This window comes from Burkholderia sp. AU31624 (assembly GCF_020420065.1).
Classification (GTDB): domain Bacteria; phylum Pseudomonadota; class Gammaproteobacteria; order Burkholderiales; family Burkholderiaceae; genus Burkholderia.
The window spans coordinates 59,395-85,129 of record NZ_JAIZRT010000016.1; the positions used below are offsets into that span (position 1 = coordinate 59,395).

The 25,735-nt window shown below is 66.5% G+C and carries 22 protein-coding genes; 5 read left to right on the plus strand and 17 right to left on the minus strand.

Features of this window, described 5'->3' with window-relative positions:
* Positions 1–13: 13 nt before the first annotated feature.
* Positions 14–943 (plus strand): LysR family transcriptional regulator, encoded by a 930-nt coding sequence (locus LGM89_RS36530; protein WP_226275767.1) that lies wholly within the window; start codon positions 14–16, stop codon positions 941–943.
* Between the two features lie 184 nt (positions 944–1,127).
* Here the strand turns inward: LGM89_RS36530 and LGM89_RS36535 are convergent, their stop codons facing one another.
* The 7 genes from LGM89_RS36535 to LGM89_RS36565 form a co-directional block, all read right to left on the minus strand.
* Positions 1,128–1,961, minus strand: a complete 834-nt coding sequence (locus tag LGM89_RS36535) for an OmpW/AlkL family protein (RefSeq protein WP_089439010.1) — start codon at positions 1,959–1,961, stop codon at positions 1,128–1,130.
* A gap of 18 nt (positions 1,962–1,979) precedes the next feature.
* Positions 1,980–3,230, minus strand: a complete 1,251-nt coding sequence (locus tag LGM89_RS36540; protein ID WP_226208072.1) for a DUF2957 domain-containing protein — start codon at positions 3,228–3,230, stop codon at positions 1,980–1,982.
* Between the two features lie 150 nt (positions 3,231–3,380).
* On the minus strand, positions 3,381–4,787 hold the full coding sequence (locus tag LGM89_RS36545) for a DUF2957 domain-containing protein (RefSeq protein WP_089493922.1): 1,407 nt from the start codon (positions 4,785–4,787) through the stop codon (positions 3,381–3,383).
* 435 nt (positions 4,788–5,222) lie between these two features.
* Entirely contained in the window at positions 5,223–6,173 is a 951-nt protein-coding gene (gene argC / locus LGM89_RS36550) for an N-acetyl-gamma-glutamyl-phosphate reductase (RefSeq protein WP_089493923.1), read from the minus strand.
* A gap of 154 nt (positions 6,174–6,327) precedes the next feature.
* Positions 6,328–6,900 carry a flavodoxin family protein gene (locus tag LGM89_RS36555; protein ID WP_039366855.1) on the minus strand — a complete coding sequence of 191 codons (573 nt, stop codon included), beginning with the start codon at positions 6,898–6,900 and terminating at the stop codon, positions 6,328–6,330.
* A gap of 216 nt (positions 6,901–7,116) precedes the next feature.
* On the minus strand, positions 7,117–7,710 hold the full coding sequence (locus tag LGM89_RS36560) for a YbhB/YbcL family Raf kinase inhibitor-like protein (protein ID WP_089493924.1): 594 nt from the start codon (positions 7,708–7,710) through the stop codon (positions 7,117–7,119).
* A 255-nt stretch (positions 7,711–7,965) separates the two neighbouring features.
* The gene (locus LGM89_RS36565) at positions 7,966–8,652 is read right to left on the minus strand and encodes an orotate phosphoribosyltransferase (RefSeq protein WP_011350651.1); all 687 of its coding nucleotides are present in this window, start codon (positions 8,650–8,652) and stop codon (positions 7,966–7,968) included.
* Positions 8,653–9,112: 460 nt separating this feature from the next.
* Here LGM89_RS36565 and LGM89_RS36570 point away from each other — a divergent pair, with 460 nt between their 5' ends.
* On the plus strand, positions 9,113–11,383 hold the full coding sequence (locus tag LGM89_RS36570) for an NADP-dependent malic enzyme (RefSeq protein ID WP_089493925.1): 2,271 nt from the start codon (positions 9,113–9,115) through the stop codon (positions 11,381–11,383).
* 148 nt (positions 11,384–11,531) lie between these two features.
* Here the strand turns inward: LGM89_RS36570 and LGM89_RS36575 are convergent, their stop codons facing one another.
* On the minus strand, positions 11,532–15,122 hold the full coding sequence (locus LGM89_RS36575) for an indolepyruvate ferredoxin oxidoreductase family protein (RefSeq protein ID WP_226275769.1): 3,591 nt from the start codon (positions 15,120–15,122) through the stop codon (positions 11,532–11,534).
* Between the two features lie 330 nt (positions 15,123–15,452).
* Here LGM89_RS36575 and LGM89_RS36580 point away from each other — a divergent pair, with 330 nt between their 5' ends.
* Complete coding sequence (locus LGM89_RS36580) at positions 15,453–15,647, plus strand: hypothetical protein (protein ID WP_046547411.1); 195 nt, start codon at positions 15,453–15,455, stop codon at positions 15,645–15,647.
* A gap of 131 nt (positions 15,648–15,778) precedes the next feature.
* On the opposite strand, the gene hppD is transcribed toward LGM89_RS36580, so the two are convergent.
* Positions 15,779–16,876, minus strand: coding sequence for a 4-hydroxyphenylpyruvate dioxygenase (gene hppD / locus LGM89_RS36585; protein WP_089439018.1), 1,098 nt, complete (start codon positions 16,874–16,876; stop codon positions 15,779–15,781).
* A 212-nt stretch (positions 16,877–17,088) separates the two neighbouring features.
* Here hppD and LGM89_RS36590 point away from each other — a divergent pair, with 212 nt between their 5' ends.
* Positions 17,089–17,613: an Lrp/AsnC family transcriptional regulator gene (locus tag LGM89_RS36590; protein ID WP_059608511.1), complete on the plus strand. Its 525-nt coding sequence runs from the start codon at positions 17,089–17,091 to the stop codon at positions 17,611–17,613.
* Positions 17,614–17,671: 58 nt separating this feature from the next.
* Here the strand turns inward: LGM89_RS36590 and LGM89_RS36595 are convergent, their stop codons facing one another.
* The 8 genes from LGM89_RS36595 to paaA form a co-directional block, all read right to left on the minus strand.
* The gene (locus tag LGM89_RS36595; RefSeq protein WP_039366876.1) at positions 17,672–18,319 is read right to left on the minus strand and encodes a GNAT family N-acetyltransferase; all 648 of its coding nucleotides are present in this window, start codon (positions 18,317–18,319) and stop codon (positions 17,672–17,674) included.
* A gap of 233 nt (positions 18,320–18,552) precedes the next feature.
* The gene (locus LGM89_RS36600) at positions 18,553–19,158 is read right to left on the minus strand and encodes a TetR/AcrR family transcriptional regulator (RefSeq protein WP_006482923.1); all 606 of its coding nucleotides are present in this window, start codon (positions 19,156–19,158) and stop codon (positions 18,553–18,555) included.
* A gap of 16 nt (positions 19,159–19,174) precedes the next feature.
* Entirely contained in the window at positions 19,175–19,999 is an 825-nt protein-coding gene (locus tag LGM89_RS36605; RefSeq protein ID WP_226208076.1) for a DUF1835 domain-containing protein, read from the minus strand.
* A gap of 128 nt (positions 20,000–20,127) precedes the next feature.
* A complete protein-coding gene (gene paaE, locus LGM89_RS36610) occupies positions 20,128–21,216 on the minus strand; it encodes a 1,2-phenylacetyl-CoA epoxidase subunit PaaE (RefSeq protein ID WP_226275771.1) in 1,089 nt (362 codons plus the stop codon).
* A gap of 5 nt (positions 21,217–21,221) precedes the next feature.
* Entirely contained in the window at positions 21,222–21,782 is a 561-nt protein-coding gene (paaD, locus tag LGM89_RS36615; protein ID WP_089493930.1) for a 1,2-phenylacetyl-CoA epoxidase subunit PaaD, read from the minus strand.
* 32 nt (positions 21,783–21,814) lie between these two features.
* Positions 21,815–22,618 (minus strand): 1,2-phenylacetyl-CoA epoxidase subunit PaaC, encoded by an 804-nt coding sequence (gene paaC, locus LGM89_RS36620; RefSeq protein WP_226275773.1) that lies wholly within the window; start codon positions 22,616–22,618, stop codon positions 21,815–21,817.
* 10 nt (positions 22,619–22,628) lie between these two features.
* A complete protein-coding gene (gene paaB, locus LGM89_RS36625; RefSeq protein WP_089439024.1) occupies positions 22,629–22,913 on the minus strand; it encodes a 1,2-phenylacetyl-CoA epoxidase subunit PaaB in 285 nt (94 codons plus the stop codon).
* Between the two features lie 40 nt (positions 22,914–22,953).
* On the minus strand, positions 22,954–23,952 hold the full coding sequence (gene paaA, locus LGM89_RS36630) for a 1,2-phenylacetyl-CoA epoxidase subunit PaaA (RefSeq protein ID WP_069246920.1): 999 nt from the start codon (positions 23,950–23,952) through the stop codon (positions 22,954–22,956).
* Positions 23,953–24,150: 198 nt separating this feature from the next.
* On the opposite strand from paaA, the gene LGM89_RS36635 reads away from it, so the two are divergent.
* Entirely contained in the window at positions 24,151–25,419 is a 1,269-nt protein-coding gene (locus tag LGM89_RS36635) for an SGNH/GDSL hydrolase family protein (protein WP_226275777.1), read from the plus strand.
* Positions 25,420–25,735 lie beyond the last annotated feature (316 nt).

Here is a 25,735-nt window from a genome sequence, read left to right on the forward strand (position 1 = left end):
ATGCGAGTTTGTTTTGAATACGCGTGATCTCCAGGCATTCGTCGCGGTGGTCGACAGCGGGTCGATGGTCGCCGCGGCCGCGAAGCTCCACCTGACGCAGCCGGGCCTGACACGGCGCGTGCAGAACCTCGAAACGCTGCTCGGCATGCCGCTGCTGGAGCGGCAAAGCAAGCCGCTGAAGCCGACCGCCGCCGGGCGCGACGTCTACGCGCTCGCGCGCAACGTGCTCGGCGCGGTCGACGAGCTGATGGCGGCGGGCGCGCCGGACAGCGAGCCGTCGGGCGAGCTGCGCATCGGCGTGCCGCCGTTCCTGTCCGAGCTGGCGCTCGAGCAGCCGATCGACCGGCTGCGTGACGCGTTTCCGCGCCTCACGCTGCGGGTGACGGCCGGCTGGTCGCCGGCGTTGATGCAAGGCGTCGAGCGGGGCACGCTCGACGTCGCGGCCGTGATGGTGCCGGCCAGTTCGACGCTGCCCGACACGTTCACGTCGACGCTGATCGGCACGCAGCCGACGGTGCTCGTCGCCGCGCGCGACTATCCGCTGCCGGACGGTCCGCTGTCGATCGACACGCTGTCGGGTTTTCCGTGGGTGCTGAGCCAGGACGGCTGCGGGATGCGTTCGGCGCTGAGCCGCATGCTCGGCGCGGCCGGGTTGCCGTTCGACGTCGCGGTCGAGGCGTTCGGCTCGGAGCTGCAGTTGTCGCTCGTCGCGCGCGGCGCGGGCATCGGCATCGCGGCGCCGAACGCGCTGGCGCGCAGCGCGCATCGCGATGCGCTGAGGGTGGTGGAAACGGTGGGGCTGGAGACGCGGATCAACGTGTGGATCGTGCACGGCGCGCTGCCGGGCCGGCTGGTGCGGCCCGTCGCGCTGCTGCGCGATGCGCTGGGCGAAGTGCTCGACCGGGTAAACAGAGCGGGGTCAGGTGCGGTAAAGGCGGTCTAGAGGCGACGTTCGAGGGAAAATCCTTATTTTCTCTACGGAAATGTTGCATTGCGGAAACTGTTTCGCTATAGTTGCACCTGTCTCCTCCATGTCTCCTCTGATATGGATTCAGCCCGCCTCTTAGGCGGGCTTTTTTTTGCCTGCGATTTTGTCGCGGCCTTCCATTCGTCGTCGGTCGCTGCGCTCAGAACTTGTACGTCATCCCGACGTAGCTGATGATCGGATCGGCCTTCAGGTCCGATTTCGACTCCGAGAGCACCGTGCCGTCGGCCGCCTTGATCGTCACCGTCGACGTCGTCTTCAGCGGGATGTACGTAACCGACGCGATCAGCCCGAAATGCTCCGTCATGTTGTACTGCAGGCCCGCGTTGAACACCGGCTGCCATGACGACGACGCCTTCGCCTCCACGGATGTCGTACCCGGCTTGCCCGCGCCCGCCGCGAGAACCGCGCCGAGGTTGTCCTGCGTCTGCTTGATGAAGTTCGTGTTGAGCTGCAGGTCGCTGAACCAGTTGTACGACACGCCGAGGCCGAGGAACGGCCGGAACTTCGCGTTCGCCGCGCCGAAGTAGTACTGCAGGATCGCCGCCGGGCTCCACTGCCGCACGCTCTTCACGATCGGATTGACCGAGGCCAGCCCGATGTTCTGCGTGCCGAGCGCGCCGGCCGGGCCCGGCGGCTTGATCGTGCCCTGGCCCGACACCTTGAACACCGGCGGCACGCCGGCCACCGACGTGACCGCGATATGGTCGGTCAGGAAGTGGCTGACCGTCAGGCCCACGGTGTCGGCGCCGCTCGTGTGCAGCCCGGTGCCCGGCGACGTGAACGACGGCGGCAGCCGCAGCGGCGTGTTGATCGGCGTCGGCGCGACGTTGGTCGTCATCGGCGTGCTGCTCTGCTGCGGCATGATATGGAACCAGCCCAGCGTCACGACGTTGCTGCCGGCGCTCTGCGCATGCGCCGCGAGCGGCGCCACGGCGGCGGCGCTCGCCGCCGCGCAGAGAAGGGTCTTCTTCATCACGGCTCCTCCCTCCGCTTACTGGACGAATGCGCCGATCGTGAAATACGGCGTCGATCCCGCGTTGTCGAGGAAACCGAACACGCCACCCGTGAAGATGAACTTGCCGGTCGGCGACGTGCTGCCCGAGCCCGTGTGAATCGTCGTGACCGTGCCAGGCACCTTCTGCGTGTAGTCGAGATCGAGCGCGGTCGCGAGCGAGGCCTGCGACGCGTTGAACGGATCGAGCAGCGTGGCCTGCTTGTCGATCAGCGCGGTGGTCCGGTAGTCGAACTGGCTGTCGACGCCGATGTACTCGCCGTTCTGCGAGCCGAGCGCGATCGCCGTCTGCGGCGCGAGGATCGAGATGCTCGATTCGTCGTCGGCGGTGAGGCCCGGCACGCCGTTGCTGTCGGGCGTCGGGTTCGGGTTCGCGACACCCGTGCGCACGAGGATCGGCACGAGCTGGTTGCGCAGCTTGCCGACGATCATGAAGCCCTTGCCCTGCGGCGTCGCCGACAGCGTCGGCTTCAGCTGGCTCGCGTAGTTGTTCGACTGGAACGCGCCGCTGCCGTCGGCCGACTGCACGAAGTTCGTGCCCTGCTGCGCGCACGCGCCGCCGGCGAACTGGCCGGTCGTGTCGCACTTGGTCCACGTGCCGTCCGCATTGATCGTCACCTTCGCGTCGATCGACGCCGGCGCGAACTTCTGCGACGGCACTTCGCCGAAGCCGACGTGGCTGTACGTGCCCGCGACCTTCGTGATGTCGGTTTCGATCGACGAGAAGCCGATGAACGGGTAGTACGGGAACTTCGTATCGGGCACCGCGGCCTGGCCGAGCACGCCGTCGAACTGGATTTCCTTGCCGGGGATCGTGCCGCCCGCGACGCCGAAGCCGACGAAGATGCGTGCCGGACGCGACGCATCGAGGCTCGCGCCGTTCAGCCGGAACGCGCACTGGTTCAGCTTGTTGGTCGGCAGCAGCGTTTCCTGCGTGAGCGTGCCGCTGTCGATGGTGCCCGCGCGGGTCGGCGTGACGGTGCCGGTCTTTTGCGGCACCGCCGATTCGACGTAGGTGACCTGCCAGGTCATCTTGGTCGTGTCGAGCTGGACTTTCGCGAGCTCGCCGCTGCCCGCGCCGCCCGTGAACACGGTGTTGTAGTCGAGCGTGGCGGGGCAAAGCCGGTCTTCGACGAGCGGGGGCGGGTTGTCGCCGCCGCTGCCGCTGCCGCCGCAAGCGGAAAGAAGGGGGGCGGCAAAGGCCGCCGCCAGAATGAGGTTGCGCTTCATGTTGCTCCTCCAGATTTGTCTTGTGCGGCGGCCAGCTCCCTGTCGGCCGCTTCTGTTGGTCGTGCTCGTCCTGCTTGCGCCGTGCCGAGCGCCTTCGTGCCTTCCCAGCGTCACGCGACGGCGGTCAGCCCGCCGCCGCGCCCTCGTTCGCTACTTGCTGATCTGCGCGCCCACGCCGAAGTACGGTGTCGACGACGTCGTCGAATTCGCCGACGTCGGCGTGACGCCGCCGTTCACCGTGCCCTGGATCAGCGCCGCATACAGGCCGCCCGTCGCGATCACCACGCCGGAAGCGGCCGAGCCGCTCTTCGGAATCGTCGTCGCGTTCAGCAGGCCGGGCGTCGCCTGGCCGTAGTCGAGCGTGAAGCCGTCTTCCTCGGCCTGCGTGCTCGGGTTGATGAACGACGCGTTGCTGCCGCGGATCAGGGCCGCCGTGTACTTGAAGTTCGAGTCCGCGCCCGCGTAACCGCCGTCGATCGCGCCCGACGTGATCGCCGTCGCCGCGCCGAGCACCGCGATGCCCGATTCGTCGTCGACCTGCGCATCGAGGTGCAGCGGCGGCGTGCCGAGGTTCACGTTGCCCGTGCGTACGATCACCGGCACCGTCGCGCCATTGAGCTGGCCGATCACCATGTGCGCGGTCGCCGACTTTCCGGTCGCGCCGGTCGGCAGTTGCGTCTGTGGCAGTATCTGCGGGGCCTTCGTGCTGTCGAAGTAGCCGCCGTTCGCGCTCGCCTTCCACGGGTCGCCGGTCGTCTGGCAGCCGCCTGAGCCGCTCGACGTGCACGCGCCGTTCGCGTCGAACGTCTCGCTCGAGTTCGAACCCTTCGTCGCGTAGTTGCTCGACGGCACGAGGTGATAGATCAGCGCGTTGTACGTGCCCGGCAGCTTCGTGAGGTCGGTCGTCGTGTTCGCGAAGCCGAGGAACGGATAGAAGTCGAAGTGTCGGTTCGGCACCTGGCCGATGTTCTGGAGCACGCCCGGGATGATCGTCAGCCCGTCGTACTGGATCGTCGCGCCCGGAATGCCGCCGCCCGCGACGCCCATGCCGACCAGCAGCATCGGCGGGTTCGCCTGGTTGAAGTCGGCGGCCGTCGAATAGGTCGCGCCGTTCGGCGCCTTGCCCGAGCCCGGCGTGAGGATGAACGCGCAGCGCGTCTGCTCGGCGGTCGGCAGCACGCCGGTCGGCGGGTGCATGACCGCCCCGGTGATCGTCGTGCCGACGCGGCTCGGCGTGACCGTGCCGGTCGCGAGCGGAATCGGCGATTCGAGCCACTTGAGCGTGTAGGTCATCGCCACCGCGTCGATGTTGACGCTGACGATCTCGCCGCTACCGGCGCCGCCGAGGTACGTGCTCTTCACGATGTCGGCGTTGGCCGGGCACAGCGCACCGTTGATGGGCTGTGACGGCGGCGGCCCTTGCGTGCCGCAGCTGGATCCGGAACATTGGGGCGCATTGATCGGCGCGGGTGCGCCGCCGTCCCCCCCACCACATGCAACCAGGAAAGGGGCAATGGCAAAGGCCGTTGCCACCCCCTTCGATAAGGTGTGCGACATGCCGCTGTCTCCAATCGTTTAATTGTGCGAGCTAATGTCGCCGCCTTGATTTTTGCTGTCAATTGATGAACCCGTCTAAAAAAGGCGATTGAAACGGGCATCGTGTATTGAATCCTTGTCCGACACGGCATTCGGTAAGAATTAAAACGCGAGACGGGCTGCCGAAAGCGGCCGGAGTGGGGGATGTGCGACGCCGGACAGGCCGGCGCGGCGCCTTCCTGCGTATAACGGCAGCGTTTAAAGCGGCGGTATCCGGTTTATCCCTATTCGGGATTGACTGGATAAAGAAGGGGCGGGATTAATTCACTGGTAATCGCGCAATTGAAAGCTTGTAAATATTTGTAAATGCGCGATCCGGAATTTTTTATATATTGCCTGACAGGGATAAATAAAAAGCCGGCCAGTGGCCGGCTTTGCATTGCATGCGATGCTGAATCAGCGTTTGAGACCTGCGTCCTCGGCCGCGCCGATGCTCAGGTTCATGCACTGGATCGCGGCGCCCGATGCGCCCTTGCCGAGGTTGTCGAGGCGCGCGACCGTGACGAAGCGCTCCGCGTTGCCGAACACGAACAGGTCGACCCGGTTCGTGTCGTTGTTCGCCTGCACGTCGAAGAAGCCGCCGTCGAGGTTCGCGTCCGCATCGAACGGGGCGACGCGCACGAATGCTTCGTCCGCGTAGTACTCGGCGAACACGCGCTGCACGTCCTGCGGCGTCGTGCGTTTCGCGAGCTGCTCGGGCGTGAAGTAGGTCGTCACCGCGAGACCCTTCAGGAACGGCCCGACGATCGGCGTGAAGATCGGCGGGTTCGCGAGGCCCGTGTGCGCGGCCATTTCCGGCAGGTGCTTGTGCGTGAGGCCGAGCGCGTACGGGCGCGGGCTCGCGAGCTTGCCGCCCGGCGTGGCGTTTTCATAGTCGGCGATCATCGCCTTGCCGCCGCCGCTGTAGCCGGTGATCGAGTAGCTGTGCGCGGCGAACGTCGGTGCGACGATGCCCGCATCGACGAGCGGACGCATCGCGAGCACGAAGGCCGACGCGTGGCAGCCCGGCACGGCGATGCGCTTCGACGTGCGAATCTTCTCGCGCTGCGCGCGGGTCAGTTCCGGCAGGCCGTACGCCCAGTCGGCGCTGGTGCGGAACGCGGTGCTCGCGTCGATCAGCGTCGTGTTCGGGTTCTCGACGAGCGACGCCGATTCGCGCGATGCAACGTCCGGCAGGCACAGGAACGTGACGTCCGACGCGTTGATCAGGCGGCGGCGCTCTTCGACGTCCTTGCGCTTCGCTTCATCGATGCGCAGGATCTCGATGTCGCTGCGTGCCGACAGGTATTCGAAGATCTTGAGGCCGGTCGTGCCTTCCTGGCCGTCGACAAAAACTTTGGTGCTCATTTCGCTCTCACTGAATGAAACGGGGGCCCGCGCCCTGAATCCGCCATTTTAAGACGTCATCCGGCGTGCCTGCACCGCGCGGGGCGAAAAAAAGACGGCCGGCGGGCCGTCTTGTGTCCCTATGTCGCCCGCCGGAGCGGGCGCCAGGGCAGGCTCAGCCGCGGCCGGCGACCCACCGGGCGGTCGCTTCGGCAACCCGCCGGCCGAATGCCTTGCCGGTCTCGAGGTCGCCCGGCAGCGGGCCTTCGTCGGGCGTCGAATCCGCCGGCGACTGCGCGAGCAGGCCCGTCGAGCCGCCCAGGTAGTTGATGTCGTTGCGCGTGGCCGCCTTCGAGTTGGCCGGCATCAGGCTCGTGCCGACCCACACCATCCCATGCTGCATCGACAGCGTGACGAAATATTGAATCGTCGAGAACTTGTCGCCGTTCATCGTCGCGGAGTTCGTGAAGCCCGCGGCGATCTTGTCCTTCCATTTCTGCGTGAACCACGCTTTCGACGTCGCGTCGGCAAACTGCTTGAACTGCGCCGACGGGCCGCCCATGTAGGTCGGCGCGCCGAAGACGATCGCGTCGGCCGCGTCGAGCGCGGCCCAGCCCGCGTCGTCGACGTCGCCGACGGCGAGCAGGCGCACGGTCGCGCCGGCGTCCTGCGCGCCCGCGTGCACGGCCTCGGCCAGTTTCTGCGTGTGACCGTAGCCGCTGTGATAGACGATGACGATGTTCGACATGAAGCGTTCTCCGGAAAGGAACGGGAACGGCGGACCGCAGGCTCGCCGCGTCACGCGTCGCCGGTGGGCGGCGCGACGGATCCGCGGCATGGCGCCGCGACCGGTGACGACGAGTCTAGCAAGCCGAAATGACGGGAGAACGCGTGAGCGCGGAGAACACCATTTCGCGGCGGCCGGCAATCGCGGTGGCGTGCGATGCCTGGCGCCCCATGCGCGTTACTGCCCGTAGTTGACCGTGAGTTGCGCGGTACCGATCGCCAGCGTGCCGATCTCGTGTTCGAACATCGGCGCGGGGCGGCCCTGCGCGACGCGCAGGTCGTCGCCCTTGAGCGCATAGACGGTGATCACGTAGCGGTGCGGCTTGCCCGGCGGCGGGCACGGGCCGCCGTAGCCGTCGATCCCGAAGTCGTTGCGCGCCTCGCTCGCGCCGATGCGCCGCAGGAACCCGGACGCGCTCGCGTCGGCGGGCAGGCTCGTGACCGTCGCCGGAATGCCCGCCACCGCCCAGTGCCACCAGCCGTGCCCCGGCGCATCGGGATCGAAGACCGTGACCGCATAGCCGCGCGTGCCGGCCGGCGGGTTGTGCCAGGCGAGCTGCGGCGAGTGGTTGCCGCCCTTGCAGTCGCCGCGGTCGAACACGTTCGCGGCGCGGACGCGCCCGCCCGGCGTCAGGTCGTCGCTCGTCACGGTGAACGGGCCTTCCGCATGCGCGGGCAGGGCGGAGAGGGCGGCGGCGTAAAGGAGGGCGGCGAGGAACGGCGACGGGCGACCCGATGGCGCAGGCGGAGTGATCCGGCGATCCACACGCATATGGCGCTTCTCCCGTCACGTGGGCCGGACCGATGCGTCCGGCATTGTTGGCGTAGTGCGTTGCCTGCGCAGCTGATGGCAGCGATGGATCAAGTCTAGCATTAGGGTTCGATGAGCGATGCACGCCGCGACGCGAGGTCGCGATCGTTTCCCGCACGAATCGGCGGACGCAAATTCGACGGACGAAAAAAAGCCGCCCGCGATGAAGCGGGCGGCTCGTTCAGCCAGGACGCCGGCCGGCGGGCCGGCGCGGCGTCAGTCCTTCGGGGACGTTGCGCCGCCGTGCGCAGCCGACCACTCGGCCGGTGCGTGCAGGAATTTCTCGACTTCGTCGAGCGTCTTCGTCTCGAAGTAGCCCGAGGCCTTCGCGACGCGCAGCACGTCCCACCACGTGGCGAGCGCGTGCAGGTCGACGTCGATGTCCTTCAGGACCGACACGCTTTCCTTGAAGATGTTGTAGTGGAACAGCACGAAGCAGTGGTTCACCGTCGCGCCGGCGGTGCGCAGCGCGTTGACGAAGTTGATCTTGCTGCGGCTGTCGGTCGTCAGGTCTTCCACCAGCAGCACGCGCGAGCCCTCTTCCAGATGGCCTTCGATCTGCGCGTTGCGGCCGAAACCCTTCGGCTTTTTGCGCACGTACTGCATCGGCACCATCATCCGGTCGGCGATCCAGGCCGCGAACGGGATGCCGGCCGTTTCGCCGCCCGCCACCGCGTCGATCTGCTCGAAGCCGATATCGCGCGTGATCGTCGTTTCAGCCATTTCCATCAGCGCGCGGCGCACGCGCGGATACGAAATCAGCTTGCGGCAGTCGATATAGACGGGGCTTGCCCAGCCGGACGTGAAGATGAACGGTTTTTCTGCGTTGAAGTGCACTGCCTGTACTTCGAGCAGGATTTTGGCGGTCGTATCCGAGATCGACTGACGATCGTAGCCTGTCATGGGCATTCCTTGGGTGATGAGCGAAGAGCGGGCGCGGGCCCGGTGGCGCAGCAAGGGGAACCTGCCCAGGGGGCCGGGGCGCGATCGGAGGGCCAATCGCATCGCTGCGCGCGTAGCCCGCTATTTTACCCGATTCAGGCCGGTTTTCGGCGGAATTCGCGCGGGTTCGCCGCGCGGCTCACCACCGGCGAAACAAGCGGGGTCGGATCGCTCGCACGCTGATGCGGAGGATGCGGCGCTGCACCAACATGCGTCATTTAGGGGGTGTACACTAGGCGGCCCTTAGAAATCGTTCAGTACTTTGTACTTTCCTCTTGCCACCCGCCAAGGTTCGATGGCGTGCCGACCCGGCGCGTCGCGTGCCGTCTCGCAGTCGACCACCCCCTCGATTCAAGCAGACGCGGCCGAAGGTGCTGCGTACTGAACCGTCAATATTTCGCATGTCTCTCGCAGGTCAATCATGGACGAACAACTGAAGCAGGCCGCACTCGCTTATCACCTGAATCCGAAACCCGGCAAGATTTCGGTCACCCCGACCAAGCCGCTGTCGAACCAGCTCGATCTGTCGCTCGCGTATTCGCCGGGCGTCGCCGCAGCGTGCGAAGCGATCCACGCCGATCCGCTCGACGCGCAGAAGTACACGTCGCGCGGCAACCTCGTCGGCGTGATCACGAACGGCACCGCCGTGCTCGGCCTCGGCAACATCGGCCCGCTCGCCGCGAAGCCGGTGATGGAAGGCAAGGGCTGCCTCTTCAAGAAATTCGCGGGCATCGACGTGTTCGACATCGAACTGTCGGAGTCCGACCCCGACAAGCTCGTCGAGGCGATCGCGATGCTCGAGCCGACGCTCGGTGGCATCAACCTCGAGGACATCAAGGCGCCGGAATGCTTCTACATCGAGCAGAAGCTGCGCGAGCGCATGAAGATCCCCGTCTTCCACGATGACCAGCACGGCACCGCGATCATCGCGTCGGCCGCGATCCTGAACGGCCTGAAGGTCGTCGGCAAGAAGCTGTCCGAAGTGAAGCTCGTGTGCTCGGGCGCGGGCGCGGCAGCGATCGCGTGTCTGGACCTGCTGGTGAACCTCGGCCTGACGAAGTCGAACATCCTCGTCGCCGATTCGAAGGGCGTGATCTACGAAGGGCGCGGCAACCTCGATCCGTCGAAGCAGCGCTATGCGGCGACCACCGACGCACGCACGCTCGCCGACGCGATCGTCGGCGCGGACGTGTTCCTCGGCTGCTCGAGCGCGGGCGTGCTGAAGCAGGACATGGTCAAGACGATGGGCGACCGCCCGCTGATCCTGGCGCTCGCGAACCCGGAACCGGAAATCCGTCCGGAAGACGCGAAGGCCGTGCGTCCGGACGCGATCGTCGCGACGGGCCGTTCGGACTACCCGAACCAGGTCAACAACGTGCTGTGCTTCCCGTTCATCTTCCGCGGCGCGCTCGACGTCGGCGCGACGACGATCACGGAAGAAATGAAGCTCGCGTGCGTGCGCGCGATCGCCGAGCTGGCGCAGGAAACCGACCAGAGCGAGGAAGTCGCGAAGGCGTATGAAGGCCACTCGCTCGAATTCGGGCCGGACTACCTGATTCCGAAGCCGTTCGACCCGCGCCTGATCATCAAGATCGCGCCGGCCGTCGCGCAAGCCGCGATGGATTCGGGCGTCGCCACCCGCCCGATCCAGGACATGGACGCGTACCGCGAGCAGCTCGGCGCGACCGTCTACCGCACCGGCATGGTGATGCGTCCGGTGTTCGCCACCGCGAAGCAGAAGCAGGCCCGCATCGTGTTCGCCGAGGGCGAAGACGAGCGCGTGCTGCGTGCCGCGCAGTTCGTGCTGCAGGAAAAGATCGCGAAGCCGATCCTCGTCGGCCGTCCGTCGGTCATCGACATGCGCCTCGCGAAGATCGGCTCGAAGCTGAAGGCCGGCACCGATTTCGAGATCGTCGATCCGGAAGACGATGCGCGCTACCACCGCTACTGGCAGGCGTATCAGGAGATCGGCGCGCGCGACGGCGTGACGCCGGAAGTCGCGAAGGCCGCGATGCGCAAGTTCAACACGCTGATCGGCGCGATGCTCGTGCATCTGGGCGACGCGGACGGGATGATCTGCGGGATGATCGACACGTTCCACAGCCACCTGAAGTTCATCGAGCAGGTGCTGGGCCGTGCGAAGGGCGCCGAGCACTTCGCGGCGATGAACCTGCTGATGCTGCCGGGCCGCAACCTGTTCGTGTGCGATACGTACGTGAACGAGCTGCCGAGCGCCGAACAGCTCGCCGACATGACGATCCAGGCCGCGGCCGAGATCGAGCGCTTCGGCATTGTGCCGAAGGCTGCGCTGCTGTCGAACTCGAACTTCGGCAGCGCGCCGTCGGCGTCGTCGCGCCGGATGGGCGAAGCCCGCAAGCTGATCGTCGAACGTGCGCCGAACCTGGAAGTCGACGGCGAAATGCACGGCGACGCGGCGCTGTCGGAACTGATCCGCAAGCAGGCCTTCCCCGGCACGACGCTGTCGGGCGAGGCGAACCTGCTGATCATGCCGAACGTCGAAGCGGCGAACATCGCGTACAACCTGCTGAAGATGGTCGGCGGCGAAGGCGTGACGGTCGGCCCGTTCCTGCTCGGCGCGGCGAAGCCGGCCCACATCCTGACGCCGGCCGCGACCGTGCGCCGGATCATCAACATGACGGCCGTTGCCGCCGCGAACGTGAACACGAAGTAAGTCCACGTCCGCGTGTGCCGCGCTTCACGCGCGGCGCAATGAAAAACGCCACGGAACCTGCGTTCCGTGGCGTTTTTTTTCGTGAAGCGACGTGAGCGGATAGCCGCTCACCAGCGGGCATCCGGCCGCGAATGCCCGCCGCGTGCCGTTACGCGACCTGCTGGTGCGACTGGCCGCCGGCCGGTGAGCGCCATTTCGCGAGCAGCGTGTCCCACTTCACCCGTACCGCGCGCAGGTTGTTCTCCTTCACGTGGCCATAGCCGCGAATGCCGTCCGGCAGCGCCGCGAGCTCGAGGGCGAGCGGGCGGTTGGCCGCGTTCAGCTTGGCGAGCACCTCGCCGATCAGCGCTTCGTACTCGCCGATCAGCGCGCGCTCGGTGCGACGCTCGTCGGTACGGCCGAACGGGTCGAGCCCCGTGCCGCGCAGGAACTTCGCCTTCGCGAGCAGCCGGAACGCCGACATCATCCACGGGCCGTACGCCTTCTTCACGAGATGGCCGTGGGCGTCCGTCTTCGCGAACAGCGGCGGCGCGAGGTGGAATTTCAGCTTCCAGTCGCCTTCGAACTGCGCGGTCAGGCGCGCGAGGAACGCCGGATCGGACTGCAGCCGCGCGACCTCGTATTCGTCCTTGTACGCCATCAGCTTGAACAGGTTGCGCGCGACCGCTTCGGTCAGTTGCTCCTGCACCGTGTCGCCGTCCGCCAGCGCACGCTCGGCCGCGCGCACCTTGTCGACGAACGCCGCATAGCGTGCTGCGTACGCGGCATTCTGGTACGCGGTGAGGAATTCCACGCGCTTCGCGATCAGGGCGTCGACCGCCTTCTTCGTGTGCAGCGAAATCACCGTGGCGCCTTGCACGGGGCGCGCGTCGCCGGCCGCGGCCTGCTTCACGCTCGCCAGGTCGTACGCGGCGCGGCGGCCCCAGTCGAAGGCCGCGCGGTTCTTCTCGACCGATACCGCATTCAGCTCGATCGCGCGGACCAGCGACGCGAGCGTCAACGGCAGCCAGCCCTTTTGCCATGCGTAGCCGAGCACGAACGGGTTCGTGTAGATCGCGTCGCCGAGCAGCGCGACAGCGAAGCGGTTCGCGTCGATGAAATCGACGGCTTCGCCTGCCGCCGCGCGGATGTCGTTCTCGGCGGACAGGCCGGGGAACGACCAGTTCGGGTTCTTGATGAACTCGGCGGTCGGCGTCTGCGCGCTGTTGACGACCACGCGCGTCGTGTCGTGCCGCATCCGCGACGTGCATTCGTCGCCGGCCGTGACGATCGCGTCGCAGCCGATCACGAGGTCGGCTTCGCCCATCGCGATCCGCGTCGCGTGGATGTCGGTCGGCGCGTGCGAGATCTGCACGTGGCTCATCACGGCGCCGCCCTTCTGTGCGAGGCCGGTGACGTCGAGCACGGTCACGCCCTTGTTTTCCAGGTGCGCGGCCATCCCGAGCAGCGCGCCGATCGTGACGACCCCCGTGCCGCCGACGCCCGTGACGAGCACGCCGTATGCGCGGTCGATGTCCGGCAGCGTCGGTTCGGGGATCGGCGGCAGTGCGTTGCCGTCGACCGACACGGCCTTCGGCTTCTTCAGCTGGCCGCCCTCGACCGTGACGAAGCTCGGGCAGAAGCCCTTCACGCACGAGAAGTCCTTGTTGCAGCTCGACTGATTGATCTGGCGCTTCGTGCCGAATTCGGTTTCCAGCGGCTCGACCGACAGGCAGTTCGACTGCACCGAGCAGTCGCCGCAGCCTTCGCACACCGCGTCGTTGATCACGACGCGCTTGGCCGGGTCCGGGTACGTGCCGCGTTTGCGGCGGCGGCGTTTCTCGGTCGCGCAGGTCTGGTCGTAGATCAGGATCGTCGTGCCTTCGATCTCGCGCAGCTCGCGCTGCACGTCGTCGAGCTGGTCGCGGTGATGGATCGTCACGCCCGGCGCGAGCAGCGCCTTCTGGCTGTCGTACTTCTCCGGCTCGTCGGTGACGATCACGATCTTCTTCGCGCCTTCGGACGCGAGCTGTTGCGTGATCTGCGGCACCGTCAGCACGCCGTCGACCGGCTGGCCGCCCGTCATCGCGACCGCGTCGTTGTAGAGGATCTTGTAGGTGATGTTCGCTTTCGACGAGATCGCCGCGCGCACGGCCAGCAGGCCCGAGTGGAAATAGGTGCCGTCGCCGAGGTTCGCGAACACGTGCTTCTCGTCCGTGAACGGCGCCTGGCCGATCCACGGCACGCCTTCGCCGCCCATCTGGCTGAAGGTGCTCGTGCTGCGGTCCATCCACACGGTCATGTAGTGGCAGCCGATGCCGGCGATCGCGCGCGAGCCTTCCGGCACGTTGGTCGACGTGTTGTGCGGGCAGCCCGAACAGAACCACGGCTTGCGCTCGGTCTGCACGTGCGGCTTCGCGAGCGCCATTTCCTTCGCGTTGATCACGGCGAGGCGCGCGGCGATGCGTGCCCGCACGTCGGACGGCAGCTCGAACTTCTCGAGGCGCGTCGCGATCGCCTTCGCGATGATCGCCGGCGACAGCTCGTAGTGCGCGGGCAGCAGCCAGTTGCCCATCGGCACCGACCATTCGCCGCCGGCGCCGTCCTTCTCGTCGAACTTGCCGAACACGCGCGGACGTTGCCCGTCGGGCCAGTTGTACAGCTCTTCCTTGATCGCGTATTCGAGGATCTGGCGCTTTTCCTCGACGACGAGGATTTCGTCGAGCCCGCGCGCGAACGCCTGCGCGCCCTGCGCTTCGAGCGGCCACACGCAGCCGACCTTGTAGAGCCGGATGCCGATCCGCGCGCAGGTTTCGTCGTCGAGGCCGAGGTCGGTCAGCGCTTGACGCACGTCGAGGTACGCCTTGCCGCCGGTCATGATCCCGAAGCGCGCGCTCGGCGAATCGATCTCGATGCGATCGAGCTTGTTCGCACGCACGTAGGCGAGCGCCGCATACCACTTGTAGTCGAGCAGCCGTGCTTCCTGCACGAGCGGCGGGTCGGGCCAGCGGATGTTCAGCCCGCCTTCCGGCAGGATGAAGTCGGTCGGCAGCACGATCTCGGTGCGATGCGGGTCGATGTCGACCGATGCCGACGATTCGACCACGTCCGTCACGCACTTGAGCGCGACCCACAGGCCCGAGTAGCGGCTCATCGCCCAGCCGTGCAGGCCGAAATCGAGATATTCCTGCACGTTGGACGGGAACAGCACCGGCAGCCCGCAGGCCTTGAAGATGTGTTCGGACTGGTGCGCGAGCGTCGACGATTTCGCCGCGTGGTCGTCGCCGGCGAGCACCAGCACGCCGCCGTGCTGCGACGAGCCGGCCGAGTTTGCGTGCTTGAACACGTCGCCCGTGCGGTCGACGCCCGGGCCCTTGCCGTACCACATGCCGAACACGCCGTCGTGCTTCGCGCCGGGGTACAGGTTCACCTGCTGCGAGCCCCACACGGCGGTGGCGGCGAGATCTTCGTTGAGGCCGGGCTGGAAGACGATCTGGTGGGCGGCCAGGTGCTGCTTGGCTTTCCAGAGCGACAGATCGAGACCGCCGAGCGGCGAACCCCGATAGCCGGAGATGAAGCCGGCGGTATTGAGACCGGCGGCGCGATCGCGTTCCTGCTGGAGCATCGGCAGGCGCACGAGGGCCTGGATGCCGCTCATGTACGCGCGGCCGCGTTCCAGTGTGTATTTGTCGTCAAGCGTGACGGACTTCAGCGCGGCTTCTAGCGATGCGCGTTGGCCTGCGTCTAGCGGGGCATTCATTAACTGTCTCCTCCACCCAGTTTGGGATCACCAAAACTCGACTGCTTCGGGCGTCTTGTGGACGCGTCTGCAGTGGCCGGCATATTGGCCGGTTTTAAGCGATGGTAGCACTGGGGCAAACCCGCCGCCCATCGGTTGGAACGCGGGGGAATTGCGGCGGCGCATCAGAAAAACAGGGCGGAACCATGCGTTACATCATGTAAAAGCATGTAAAGCCGGCCCCATCTTCGTGCAAACGCCGTTAATCTTGTCGGCCTGCCGGAGGTGCCCGGTCGCGTTGGCTTGTTTCGACGCAATCGGGGAGGCGCCGGCAGTTTTACAGGAGGTGCAATGAACACACGTCATATCCAGAGTTTCCTGATCGTGTCCGCCGCGTTTTTCTCGATGACCGGCCCGGTGCACGCGCGAGGCGCGAGCGCACTGGCGGCCGCCGGCGCGCAGATGCAGCAGATCGTGCCGGCCCAGGACGCCGTCGCGCAGCCGTCGGCCGAGCGCGCCGTCGAGTCGAAGGCGAACGCGCGTTGATCCGCTCGCGCGGCCTGCGGGCCGCGCCGGAATGCAAAAAGGGCGGGAATCCGAGGATTCCCGCCCTTTTTTTTGCGCCGCCGGATCGTGCGGGCTGCCGGGTTGCCCCGGGCAGCCGCCCGCCGGATGCGTCAGGCCTTGTCCTGTACGACGCCGCGGCGGATCTGGTCGAGTTCGATCGATTCGAACAGTGCCTTGAAGTTGCCTTCGCCGAAGCCCTGGTTGCCCTTGCGCTGGATGATCTCGAAGAAGATCGGCCCGATCTGGTTTTCGGTGAAGATCTGCAGCAGCAGGTCGTCGCGTGCGCCGTCGATCAGGATCTTGCGCTTTTTCAGTTCGTCCAGCGATTCGCCGTGGTTCGGCACGCGGCGGTCGACCAGTTCGTAATACGTGTCGATCGTGTCGAGCAGCTTCACTTCCTTGCTGCGCAGGCCATCGACCGCCTGGTAGATGTCGGCGGCGCCGAGCGCGATGTGCTGGATGCCTTCGCCGTGGTACGCGTCGAGGTATTCCTGGATCTGGCCGGCCGTATCCGAGCCTTCCTCGTTGATCGGGATGCGGATCTTGCCGCACGGCGACGTCATCGCCTTCGACTTCACGCCCGTCACCTTGCCTTCGATGTCGAAGTAGCGCACTTCGCGGAAGTTGAACAGGCGTTCGTAGAACTCGGCCCATTCCTGCATGCGGCCGCGATGCACGTTGTGCGTCAGATGGTCGATGTAGGTGAGGCCGTGGCCGACCGGGTTCGGGTTCGCGCCGGCGATCGGCTCGAAGTCGACGTCATAGATGCTGATGTCGCCGATGGCGCCCGGTTGCGCGCCGTTCTTGCCGCGCCAGCGGTCGACGAAATAGATCAGCGAATCGCCGATGCCCTTGATCGCCGGGATGTTCAGCTCCATCGGGCCGGTCTTGTTGTCGAAGCCCCATGCGCCGAGTTCCAGCGCGTGCTGGTACGCCTTCGCGGCGTCCTGCACGCGGAACGCGATCGCGCAGATCGACGGGCCGTGCAGGCGCGCGAAGCGTTGTGCGAACGAATCGGGTTCGGCGTTGATGATGAAGTTGATGTCGCCCTGGCGGTACACCGTCACGTCCTTGTGGCGGTGGCGCGCGATCGCGGTGAAACCCATCCGTTCGAACAGTTGTCCGAGCGCTTTCGGGTCCGGTGCCGTGTATTCGATGAATTCGAAGCCGTCGGTGCCGACGGGGTTGTCCCAGTTCGGGATCTGCATGGCGTGTCTCCTGTGGGGGCGATCGGCCGGGGCGACGTGCGCAGGCCCGGCCTGGTTCGATGTCGAACGTCGCGCACGCGGTGGCGTGCGCGACGCATCGGTACGTGCGACAAAGTGTAGCGGGCAGCCGCGAGCGTAAACTTGCGAACTTAATTGCCCGAACCTACGATGGCGCAATTTCCCGTCTCAAATCATTCATTGGAGGGCAGAAGATGGCGCAAGCCGAATTGGATGCCATCGACCGGCGGATTCTCGCGATTCTTCAGGAGAACGGGCGCCTGTCGAACCAGGAGATCGCCGAGCGCGTGAACCTGTCGCCGAGCCCGTGCCTGCGGCGGATCCGGCGGCTCGAGGAAATCGGCGTGATCACCGGTTATGTCGCGCTGCTGGATCCGCAGAAGCTCGGGCTCGACCTGCTCGCGTACGTGAGCGTGCGGCTCGAGAAGCGTGGCGGCCTGGCGCCGGCGCGGGCCGACGAAACGTCGGCGCGCGCAGGCGCGACCCATGCGGAGCTGTTTCGCGCGGCCGTGCAGACCTGGCCGGAAGTGGTCGCGTGCCACGCGATGACGGGGGACATGGATTACCTGCTGCGCGTGCAGGTCGAGGACATGGCGCATTTCTCCCGCTTCGTGCAGGAGCATCTGCTGCATCACCCGTCGGTGATCGACGTGAAGACGAGCTTTTCGCTCGAATGCTTCAAGGAGACGACGGCGTTGCCGATTCGTTCGGTGCGCTAGTGCGCGGCGGGGAAGGGAGGGGCCGGGCGCGCGGCAGGCGCGGCCCGGCTGGCTGAAGTTACGCCGTCAGCGCGGCGGGCATCAGCGATTCGATGAACTTCGTGGTGCGGCGCGCCTGGCGCTTCATCGCGTAGTCGAACACCGCGGCCTGCTCCTGCAGCATCTCGGCGATGATCGTCGAGTGGTCGGCCGGCGGCAGCGACAGGTACGCATCGGCTTCGCCGTACGCGTACTCGATCCGCATCCCGGATTTCTTCGCGATGTGCATCATCGTCGCGTTACGCGATAGGCAGTGCATGTACAGCATCGTCACGTGCGTGTTGCGGCTGCGGATCGCCGCGCGCTCGAACAGCTTCGAGCCGACGCCGCGGCCGCGTGCGCTTTCGAGCACCGACACGCCGAATTCGGCCGTGCGCTTGTCGCCCTCGGCCGGCAGGTAGGCCAGGTGGCCGACGCCGATTAGTTCGAGGTCGTGGTCGAACACGCCGAACACGGTGTCGCGGCCGAAGTCGATCGTGCGGACATAATTCTCGATCACGTGGTCGGGCACCATCTGGCCGAAGCGCAGCAGGCGGTCCTCTTCGTCAAGCGAGAGAAAGTGGGTGAGCATCTGCTCACGGTCTTTGGAAGCCAGTTCCCTGACGAGAACCGGCGCACTGCCGACCGTGCCGACAACTTCGGCAGGGCCGTTGAATTGCGTGTTCATCGTGGGTTCCTCAGTGTGGGTGCACAAGCGGGTTGTGCAATGCAACAGCATTTTACCCGAGCGAGGTTGGGGAAAACCCGTATTTGACGTTATTTGTGCTGAGGGGAAATTCTAAAACCGCTTAGTTCATTCTCTAAGCTATTGATTTTAAGCGAATTTAAAATTCATCATATGAAATGCGCGGCGGGCAGCCGCAGTGTGCCCGTCGCGCAACGCTTGCTGCTGCGCGTCATTCAGGCGGCCGTCGACAGCCCGCGCTCGATCAGGTCGATCACCTGCTCGGCGAAGTCGCGGTAGCCGAGGCGGCCGCCGGGCTTCAGCCATGTGAACGTCCAGTTGATCATCCCGAACACCATCATCGTCACGGACGTCTGGTTTTCCTTCGAGATGCGGTCCGGATACGCGCGTGCGAGCTGCCGCGTGAACGCCGCGACGATGTCGCGCTGGCGGTCGAGCACGATTTCGCGCTGCGCGTCCTCGAGATACTTCACGTCGTTGAGCAGCGCGACGTGCCGGCTGTGCGACGTCTCGTATTCGGCGAGGAACGCACGCACCAGCTCGGCGAACGCGTCGCGCTCGCTGAGGCCGCGTCGCTGGCTCGCCCCTTCGACCTCGGCGATGATCAGCATCAGCCGTTTCGTGTAGCGGTCGAGCAGGTCGAACAGGATCGCTTCCTTGCTCTCGTAATAGTGATAGAGGCGCGCCTTCGACGTGCCGCTCGCGGTCGCGAGATCGGACATCGACGTGCTCGGGTAGCTCGTCTGCGCGAATTTCTCGGCGGCCAGATCGAGGATCTGCTCGCGCTGGGATTCGTGGTCGGGCGCTCGGGTACGGGCCATGGTCGAATGGGGAAGATTAGCGGTGCGGGGTGGCCGTGCGGGCCGCGCGCACCTGCGTGGAAGAGAGGGCGTCGGGCGCGTCGTCCTGCAGCTCGAGCCGGCCGGCCGCCGCGAGTTCGCGGCAGCGCCACCAGGCGATCGAGTCGCTGACGAACAGCCCGCCGCGGTCGGCGTCGGCCATGATGCTGCCGACGAGGCGCGCCGCGGGCCGCCAGGCGGTTTCCGCGCGCGCGACGATCAGCGCGTCGAGGTCCTCATAGTAGCCGCTCTTGATGGTGTTGCTGACCCAGTAGCGCAGCTCGGCGTTCAGGTGCTTCGCCTCCTGCCATTCGAGCGCGAGGCGGCCGATGCGCAGCACCGAGATTGGCGCGGCCACCGGGCGCTTGCGCGCCAGCTCGGCCGGCGAGAACATGCCGGTCGCGCACGCCTGGTCGGTGCGCGATAGCGCCGCGCGCTGGGCCGAGTCGAGATCGGCGGCCGACAGACGCACTTCGTTCAGGCGTTGCGGGACGTTGCGCAGGTGATAGGCGACGCGGCGCAGCAGCAGCTTGTCGCCGACGCTCGGCGCATGCCATACGACCACCTGGCCGGTATCCGTCGCGAGCTGGTCGAGGCGCGCGAACTCGCCTTCGATCTCCGCGTTCCAGTCGGGAATCTGGTCGCCGAGCACGCGCTGCCAGAAGGCGGCGCGCGTGTCGGGCGTCTCGTCGGCGCCCTTGAGCGGCCCGACGCCGAGATCGTCGAGCAATCCGACGACGCGCTCGTCGCGTCCGGCTTGCGCGAGTGCCTCGTGCAGCGACGCGGCGGCGGTGCCGCCCTGAATCACATGAATGGTACTCATCGGCCTGTCGTCAACAAAAGAAAACCGCCGGCCGGGCGGACGTTGCGATGTCCAGCCGGCCGGCGGCCCCTAGTGTAAGCGAGATGTGTGACGGCGAGAAACCGCCCGGCGCCGCGACGCGACGTCGCTCAACGCTCGTCGTAGCTCACGACGACCTTGTCGCTGACCGGGTGGCACTGGCACGTGAGCACGAAGCCGTCCTTCACTTCATGCTCTTCGAGCGTGTAGTTCTTCTCCATCCGCACTTCGCCCTCGAGCACCTTCGCGCGGCACGTACAGCACACACCGCCCTTGCACGCGTACGGCAGCGCGAGGCCCGCGCGCAGGCCGATGTCGAGCAGGCTCACGCCTTCGTACGGCAGGCGCAGCTTGCGCTTCTTGCCGTCGAGCACGATTTCGAGGTCGGCGGCCGGGGTCTTGTCGGTGATTTCGACGACCGGCGCACCGGCTTGCGGCAGCGGCGTGCCGAAGCGCTCGACGTGCACCTTCGCCTGCGGCACGCCGGCCGCCTTCAGCGCGGCCTCGGCTGCATCCATCATCGGCGCGGGGCCGCAGATGAACGCCTCGTCGATCGCGTCGGCCGGCATCAGCGTGTCGAGGAATTCCGCGCATTTCGCCTGGTCGAGCACGCCGTTGAACAGCGCGACGTCCTGCTGGTCATCCGACAGCACGTGATAGAGGACGAAGCGGTTCATGTAGCGGTTCTTCAGGTCCTCGAGCTCCTCCGCGAACATGATCGCGTCGACGCTGCGGTTGCCGTAGATCAGCGTGAACGTGCTGCGCGGCTCGAGTTCGAGCGTCGTCTTCACGATCGCGAGCACCGGCGTGATGCCGGAGCCGCCTGAAAACGCGACGTACTGCTTGCCGTGATCGGCGTTCAGGTGCGTGAAGAACCGGCCGTCCGGCGTCATCACGTCGATCGTGTGCCCCGGCTTGAGCGAGTCGAACGCGAAGTTCGAGAAGCGGCCGCCGCGCACCCGCTTGATGCCGATGCGCAGTTCGCCGTCACGATCGTAGTCCGTCGTCCCGACGCAGATCGAATACGAGCGGCGCGTTTCCTCGCCGTCGATGTGGGTCTTCAGCGTGACGAACTGGCCCTGCGTGAAGCGGTACGCATCGCGCAGCTCGGGCGGCACGTCGAAGGAGACGGTGACGGCGTCGGCGGTCTCGGGCCGCACGTCGCGGATACGCAGCGGATGAAATTGCGGGGTCGCCATATCGATTAATAAGGTTTGAAGTAGTCGAAGGGTTCGCGGCAGTCGACGCAGCGATACAGCGCCTTGCAGGCCGTGGACGCGAATTGCGCGAGACGCTCGGTACGGGCGGAGCCGCAGCGCGGGCACGCGGGTGCCGCGACCGGTCGCGGCACGAAGCGCACGACGTTTTCCCGCGGCGCGGCGGTGCCGCACTGGCCGACCGGCGGCGCGATGCCGTACGCGCGCAGCTTGTCGCGTGCTTCTTGCGTGATCCAGTCGGTCGTCCACGCGGGCGCGAGTACTGTCTCGATCCGGTGCGGCGGAAGGTCCGCGGCCTGCAGCGCGGCGGCGATGTCCTCCGCGATCTGCGACATGGCCGGGCAGCCCGAGTAGGTCGGCGTGATGACGACCTCGAGCTGGCCGTCGTCTCCGAGGCGGACGTCGCGCAGGATGCCGAGTTCGCGGATCGACACGACCGGGATCTCGGGGTCGGGCACGGCTTCGAGCACGTCCCAGGCACGGGCGAGCAGCGGGTCGGCGTGGCGCGCGACGGGCACGGCGTTGGCGGGGGCGGTCTGGACGGACATCGTCGGGCTCCGTTGGGCGTGGGGGCGGCCGGTTACCAGCTCGCGCCGGGATGCTGGCGTGCGAGGCTCTGCAGTTCCGCGAGCAGGTAGCCCATGTGCTCCGAGTGCTCGCCCTGCTTGCCGGTCGTCACATGCTGCACGGGGGCCGGCAGCGTGAGCGTCGCTTCCGCGAGCGCGTCGTCCACGTCCGCGCGCCATGCTGCTTCGAGCGTGGCCGGCGCGGGGGCGATGCCCGCGGCGGCGACCGCGTCGTCGATTGCATCGGCAGCGAAGAATTCGCGCGTGTACGGCGTCAGGTAGTCGAGCGCGTTCTGCGCGCGGCGGTGCGATTCGTCGGTGCCGTCACCGAGGCGAACCAGCCACTCGCGTGCATGCTGCACGTGATAGCGGGTTTCCTTTACCGATTTCGCGGCGATCGCGGCGAGCTGCGTGTCGGTCGACGTTTCGAGTGCGGTCCACACGTGCAGCATCAGCGCCGAGTACAGGAAGTTGCGCACGATCGTCACCGCGTAATCGTTATCGGCGCGCGCGGTGCCGGCGATCGGGCCATAGTGCGGCAGCTCGGCGAGCGTGAAGTTCGCGAACTCGCGCTCGGTGCGAAAGTACGCGTAGTCGTCTTCGGTCTTCGTCGCGCCGGTGAGCTGGCGCTCGAGTTCGGCCGCGTGCGTATACAGCATGCGCGCCTGGCCGATGAGGTCGAGGCTCATGTTGGTGAGCGCGATGTCTTCCTCGAGGATCGGGCCGTGGCCGCACCATTCGGCGTTGCGCTGACCGAGGATCAGCGTGTTGTCCGCGAGGCGCAGCACATAGGAGAGGTGTTCGGGCGTGATCGTCATGGCGCGGGCGTTACATGTGGTTGACTTCGTCGGGCAGCGTGTAGAACGTCGGGTGACGGTAGATCTTGTCGCCCGCCGGTTCGAACAGCTCCGCCTTCTCGTTCGGATCGGACGCGGTAATGGCCGCCGACGGCACCACCCAGATGCTCACGCCTTCCTGGCGGCGCGTGTAGACGTCGCGCGCCATGCGCAGCGCCATCGATGCGTCGGCGGCGTGCAGGCTGCCGCAATGCTTGTGGTCGAGCCCCTGCTTGCTGCGCACGAACACTTCCCAGATCGGCCATTCCTTGTTCATCACTTTCTCCTCAATCCTGAATTCGATGGTGTGCCGCCGCTCAGGCAGCGTGCTGTTCGGCGCGGGCGCGGCGCTTGGCTTCGTGGGCGAGTGCGGCTTCGCGCACCCATGCGCCGTCCTCGTGCGCTTTCACGCGGGTCGCGAGGCGTTCCTTGTTGCACGGGCCGTCGCCGTTGACCACGCGCCAGAATTCGTCCCAGTCGATCGTGCCGTAGTCGTGATGGCCGCGCGCCTCGTTCCACTTCAGGTCGGGGTCGGGCAGCGTCACGCCGAGCACCTTCGCCTGGTCGACCGTCGCGTCGACGAACTTCTGCCGCAGATCGTCGTTCGAGATCCGCTTGATGCCCCATTTCGCGGACTGGTTGCTGTGGACCGAATCGGCGTCGCTCGGGCCGAACATCATCAGCACCGGCCACCACCAGCGGTTCACGGCCTGCTGGACCATCGCGCGTTGCGCGTCGGTGCCCTTCATCATCGACAGCAGCGCGTCGAAGCCCTGGCGCTGGTGGAACGATTCTTCCTTGCACACGCGGATCATGGCGCGCGCGTACGGGCCGTACGTGCAGCGGCACAGCGGGATCTGGTTCATGATCGCGGCGCCGTCGACGAGCCAGCCGATCACGCCGACGTCGGCCCAGGTGGGCGTCGGGTAGTTGAAGATGCTCGAGTATTTCGCCTTGCCGGCGAGCAGTGCGTCGATCAGCGAATCGCGCGATACGCCGAGCGTTTCGGCCGCGCTATAAAGATAGAGGCCGTGACCGGCTTCGTCCTGGACCTTCGCGAGCAGGATCGCCTTGCGCTTCAGGCTCGGCGCGCGAGAGATCCAGTTGCCTTCGGGCAGCATGCCCACGACTTCCGAGTGCGCGTGCTGCGAGATCTGGCGAACCAGCGTCTTGCGATAGGCATCGGGCATCCAGTCCTGCGGTTCGATCTTGCCGTCGGCGGCCATGACCGCATCGAACCGCGCCTGCTCGGGCGACTCGGCTGCGGCGTCGAGCGGCGCGACGTTGCCTGGGATGTCGAGGGATTGCGTGTACATGGCGAAGCTCTCGTCCGGTTGAATGTGTGCGAAGTATAAACCAACCGACCGGTCGGTTAATATATTTCTTGCGGATTTGCGGCGAGACTCGGGTAAACGAGAGGCGTCGGGGCGCGATCGGGCGGCGTGACGGCGATCCGGCGCGTGGGGTTCGCGTCTTCTGCGGCACAATGCCCGCTTTCGACGAGGATTTTGCCGATGTCATTTCGAAGCAGTATCGCCGCGGCAGTGCTGGGTGCCGCCGTCTTTGTCTCGCCGCTCGTGGCCTCGGCCTCGGCCGCGCCGGCTGGATGGGTGGCGGCGTGGGCGACCGCGCTGCAGCCGATCCCCGACCTTGCCGCACCGCCGCCGCTTTATCGTGCGCCCGACGTGTCCGGGCGGGCCGTGCGCCAGATCGTCTATCCGACGGTGTCGGGGCGTGCCGCGCGGATCCGCGTCAGCAATGCCTACGGCCGTGCGCCGCTGGTCGTCGAGGCGGCGAGTCTCGCGCGCGCAGGCGACGGGGCGGCGCTTGCTGGTGCGGTGGCGCCGGTTCGGTTCGGCGGCAAGGCGTCGGTGACGCTTGCGCCGCGCCAGGAACTCGAAAGCGATCCGGTGGCGATCGATGTGGCGGCCGGGCGGCCGTATGCGATCAGCCTCCAGATCGGGGCGAATCAGCGGATGACGGTCTGGCACCGCGTGTCGAACCAGTTCAATTACGTGTCTGCACCGGGTGATCACGTGAGTGATCCGGGCGCCGCCGCGTTCCGCACCCGTTTTACCCAATACGCATGGGTGAGCGAGTTCGCGGTCGAGGCTGGTTCGGCGCGCGCCAGCGTAGCGGCGATCGGCGATTCGATCACCGACGGACTGCGCTCGAGCGTGAACCGGAATCGCCGCTGGCCGGACGCACTAGCGCGTCGGCTGACCGCTTCTGGCGTGGAGTCGATCGGCGTCGCGAACCTTGGTATCAGCGGAAACCGGCTGCTCAGCGATTCGGCGTGCTACGGCACGTCGCTGGCGTCGCGGTTCGAGCGTGATGCACTGTCGCGCGCGGGGGTGAAGGCGGCGATCGTGCTGATCGGGATCAACGACATCAACTTCGCCGCGATGCCGCCGCGCGCGGGGCTCGATTGCGACCACCCGCATACGCAGGTCACGGCTGCATCTTTGATCGACGGCTACCGCCGGCTGATTGAAGCGGCGCACCGCCAGGGCGTGAAGGTCTTCGGCGCGACGCTGACGCCAGCCGGGCTGCCGGAGGGGCGCGAGGCGATCCGGCTCGAGGTGAACCGGTGGATCCGGAGTGGTGGCGGGTTCGATGGCGTGGTCGACTTCGATGCTGTGCTGCGCGATCCGGCGCGCCCGAGCGTGCTGCAGCGTCGATACGATAGTGGGGACGGCATTCATCCGAGCGACGCCGGCTACGCCGCGATGGCCGACGCGGTGCCGGTCGAGCAACTACAGGCTGCGGTGATCGGCAAGTGACGCGCTTCTATATATAGAGGGAAGTGTTGCCGGCAACGCGTAGGTCAGTGGCACCACTTGGCCCGTCGAGCCCCAAGCCCCCGTGCGCGCCAGCGCACGGGGGCTTTTTCAAAATATTTTCACAAAGGGGCTTGCGTAGACGGGGGTGGGTGCTTAGAATCACGCCTCTTTCGCGCTAACGGAAACGCGGCGCGGAAGAGGGAAGCAGGGTTGGCGGTGTGCTGGAGTCAGGAGCGCACAACTGGCCTGGAAGTTGAGCCCCGCAGTCGCAACGATGTAGTGTAAAAAGTTGTTGACGAGCTGCGAAACACGGTTC

Excerpts from the sequence above, each read along its gene's own strand:
- LGM89_RS36600 (WP_006482923.1), bottom strand. The coding sequence starts at position 19,158 with ATGGCCCGTACCCGAGCGCCCGACCACGAATCCCAGCGCGAGCAGATC.
- LGM89_RS36565 (WP_011350651.1), bottom strand. The coding sequence starts at position 8,652 with ATGACAGGCTACGATCGTCAGTCGATCTCGGATACGACCGCCAAAATC.
- LGM89_RS36605 (WP_226208076.1), bottom strand. The coding sequence starts at position 19,999 with ATGAGTACCATTCATGTGATTCAGGGCGGCACCGCCGCCGCGTCGCTG.
- LGM89_RS36540 (WP_226208072.1), bottom strand. The coding sequence starts at position 3,230 with ATGAAGCGCAACCTCATTCTGGCGGCGGCCTTTGCCGCCCCCCTTCTT.
- LGM89_RS36590 (WP_059608511.1), top strand. The coding sequence starts at position 17,089 with ATGGCGCAAGCCGAATTGGATGCCATCGACCGGCGGATTCTCGCGATT.
- LGM89_RS36535 (WP_089439010.1), bottom strand. The coding sequence starts at position 1,961 with ATGAAGAAGACCCTTCTCTGCGCGGCGGCGAGCGCCGCCGCCGTGGCG.
- LGM89_RS36545 (WP_089493922.1), bottom strand. The coding sequence starts at position 4,787 with ATGTCGCACACCTTATCGAAGGGGGTGGCAACGGCCTTTGCCATTGCC.
- LGM89_RS36580 (WP_046547411.1), top strand. The coding sequence starts at position 15,453 with ATGAACACACGTCATATCCAGAGTTTCCTGATCGTGTCCGCCGCGTTT.
- paaA (WP_069246920.1), bottom strand. The coding sequence starts at position 23,952 with ATGTACACGCAATCCCTCGACATCCCAGGCAACGTCGCGCCGCTCGAC.
- paaD (WP_089493930.1), bottom strand. The coding sequence starts at position 21,782 with ATGTCCGTCCAGACCGCCCCCGCCAACGCCGTGCCCGTCGCGCGCCAC.
- LGM89_RS36560 (WP_089493924.1), bottom strand. The coding sequence starts at position 7,710 with ATGCGTGTGGATCGCCGGATCACTCCGCCTGCGCCATCGGGTCGCCCG.
- LGM89_RS36635 (WP_226275777.1), top strand. The coding sequence starts at position 24,151 with ATGTCATTTCGAAGCAGTATCGCCGCGGCAGTGCTGGGTGCCGCCGTC.
- LGM89_RS36570 (WP_089493925.1), top strand. The coding sequence starts at position 9,113 with ATGGACGAACAACTGAAGCAGGCCGCACTCGCTTATCACCTGAATCCG.
- paaB (WP_089439024.1), bottom strand. The coding sequence starts at position 22,913 with ATGAACAAGGAATGGCCGATCTGGGAAGTGTTCGTGCGCAGCAAGCAG.
- argC (WP_089493923.1), bottom strand. The coding sequence starts at position 6,173 with ATGAGCACCAAAGTTTTTGTCGACGGCCAGGAAGGCACGACCGGCCTC.
- LGM89_RS36555 (WP_039366855.1), bottom strand. The coding sequence starts at position 6,900 with ATGTCGAACATCGTCATCGTCTATCACAGCGGCTACGGTCACACGCAG.
- paaE (WP_226275771.1), bottom strand. The coding sequence starts at position 21,216 with ATGGCGACCCCGCAATTTCATCCGCTGCGTATCCGCGACGTGCGGCCC.
- hppD (WP_089439018.1), bottom strand. The coding sequence starts at position 16,876 with ATGCAGATCCCGAACTGGGACAACCCCGTCGGCACCGACGGCTTCGAA.
- LGM89_RS36575 (WP_226275769.1), bottom strand. The coding sequence starts at position 15,122 with ATGAATGCCCCGCTAGACGCAGGCCAACGCGCATCGCTAGAAGCCGCG.
- paaC (WP_226275773.1), bottom strand. The coding sequence starts at position 22,618 with ATGACGATCACGCCCGAACACCTCTCCTATGTGCTGCGCCTCGCGGAC.
- LGM89_RS36595 (WP_039366876.1), bottom strand. The coding sequence starts at position 18,319 with ATGAACACGCAATTCAACGGCCCTGCCGAAGTTGTCGGCACGGTCGGC.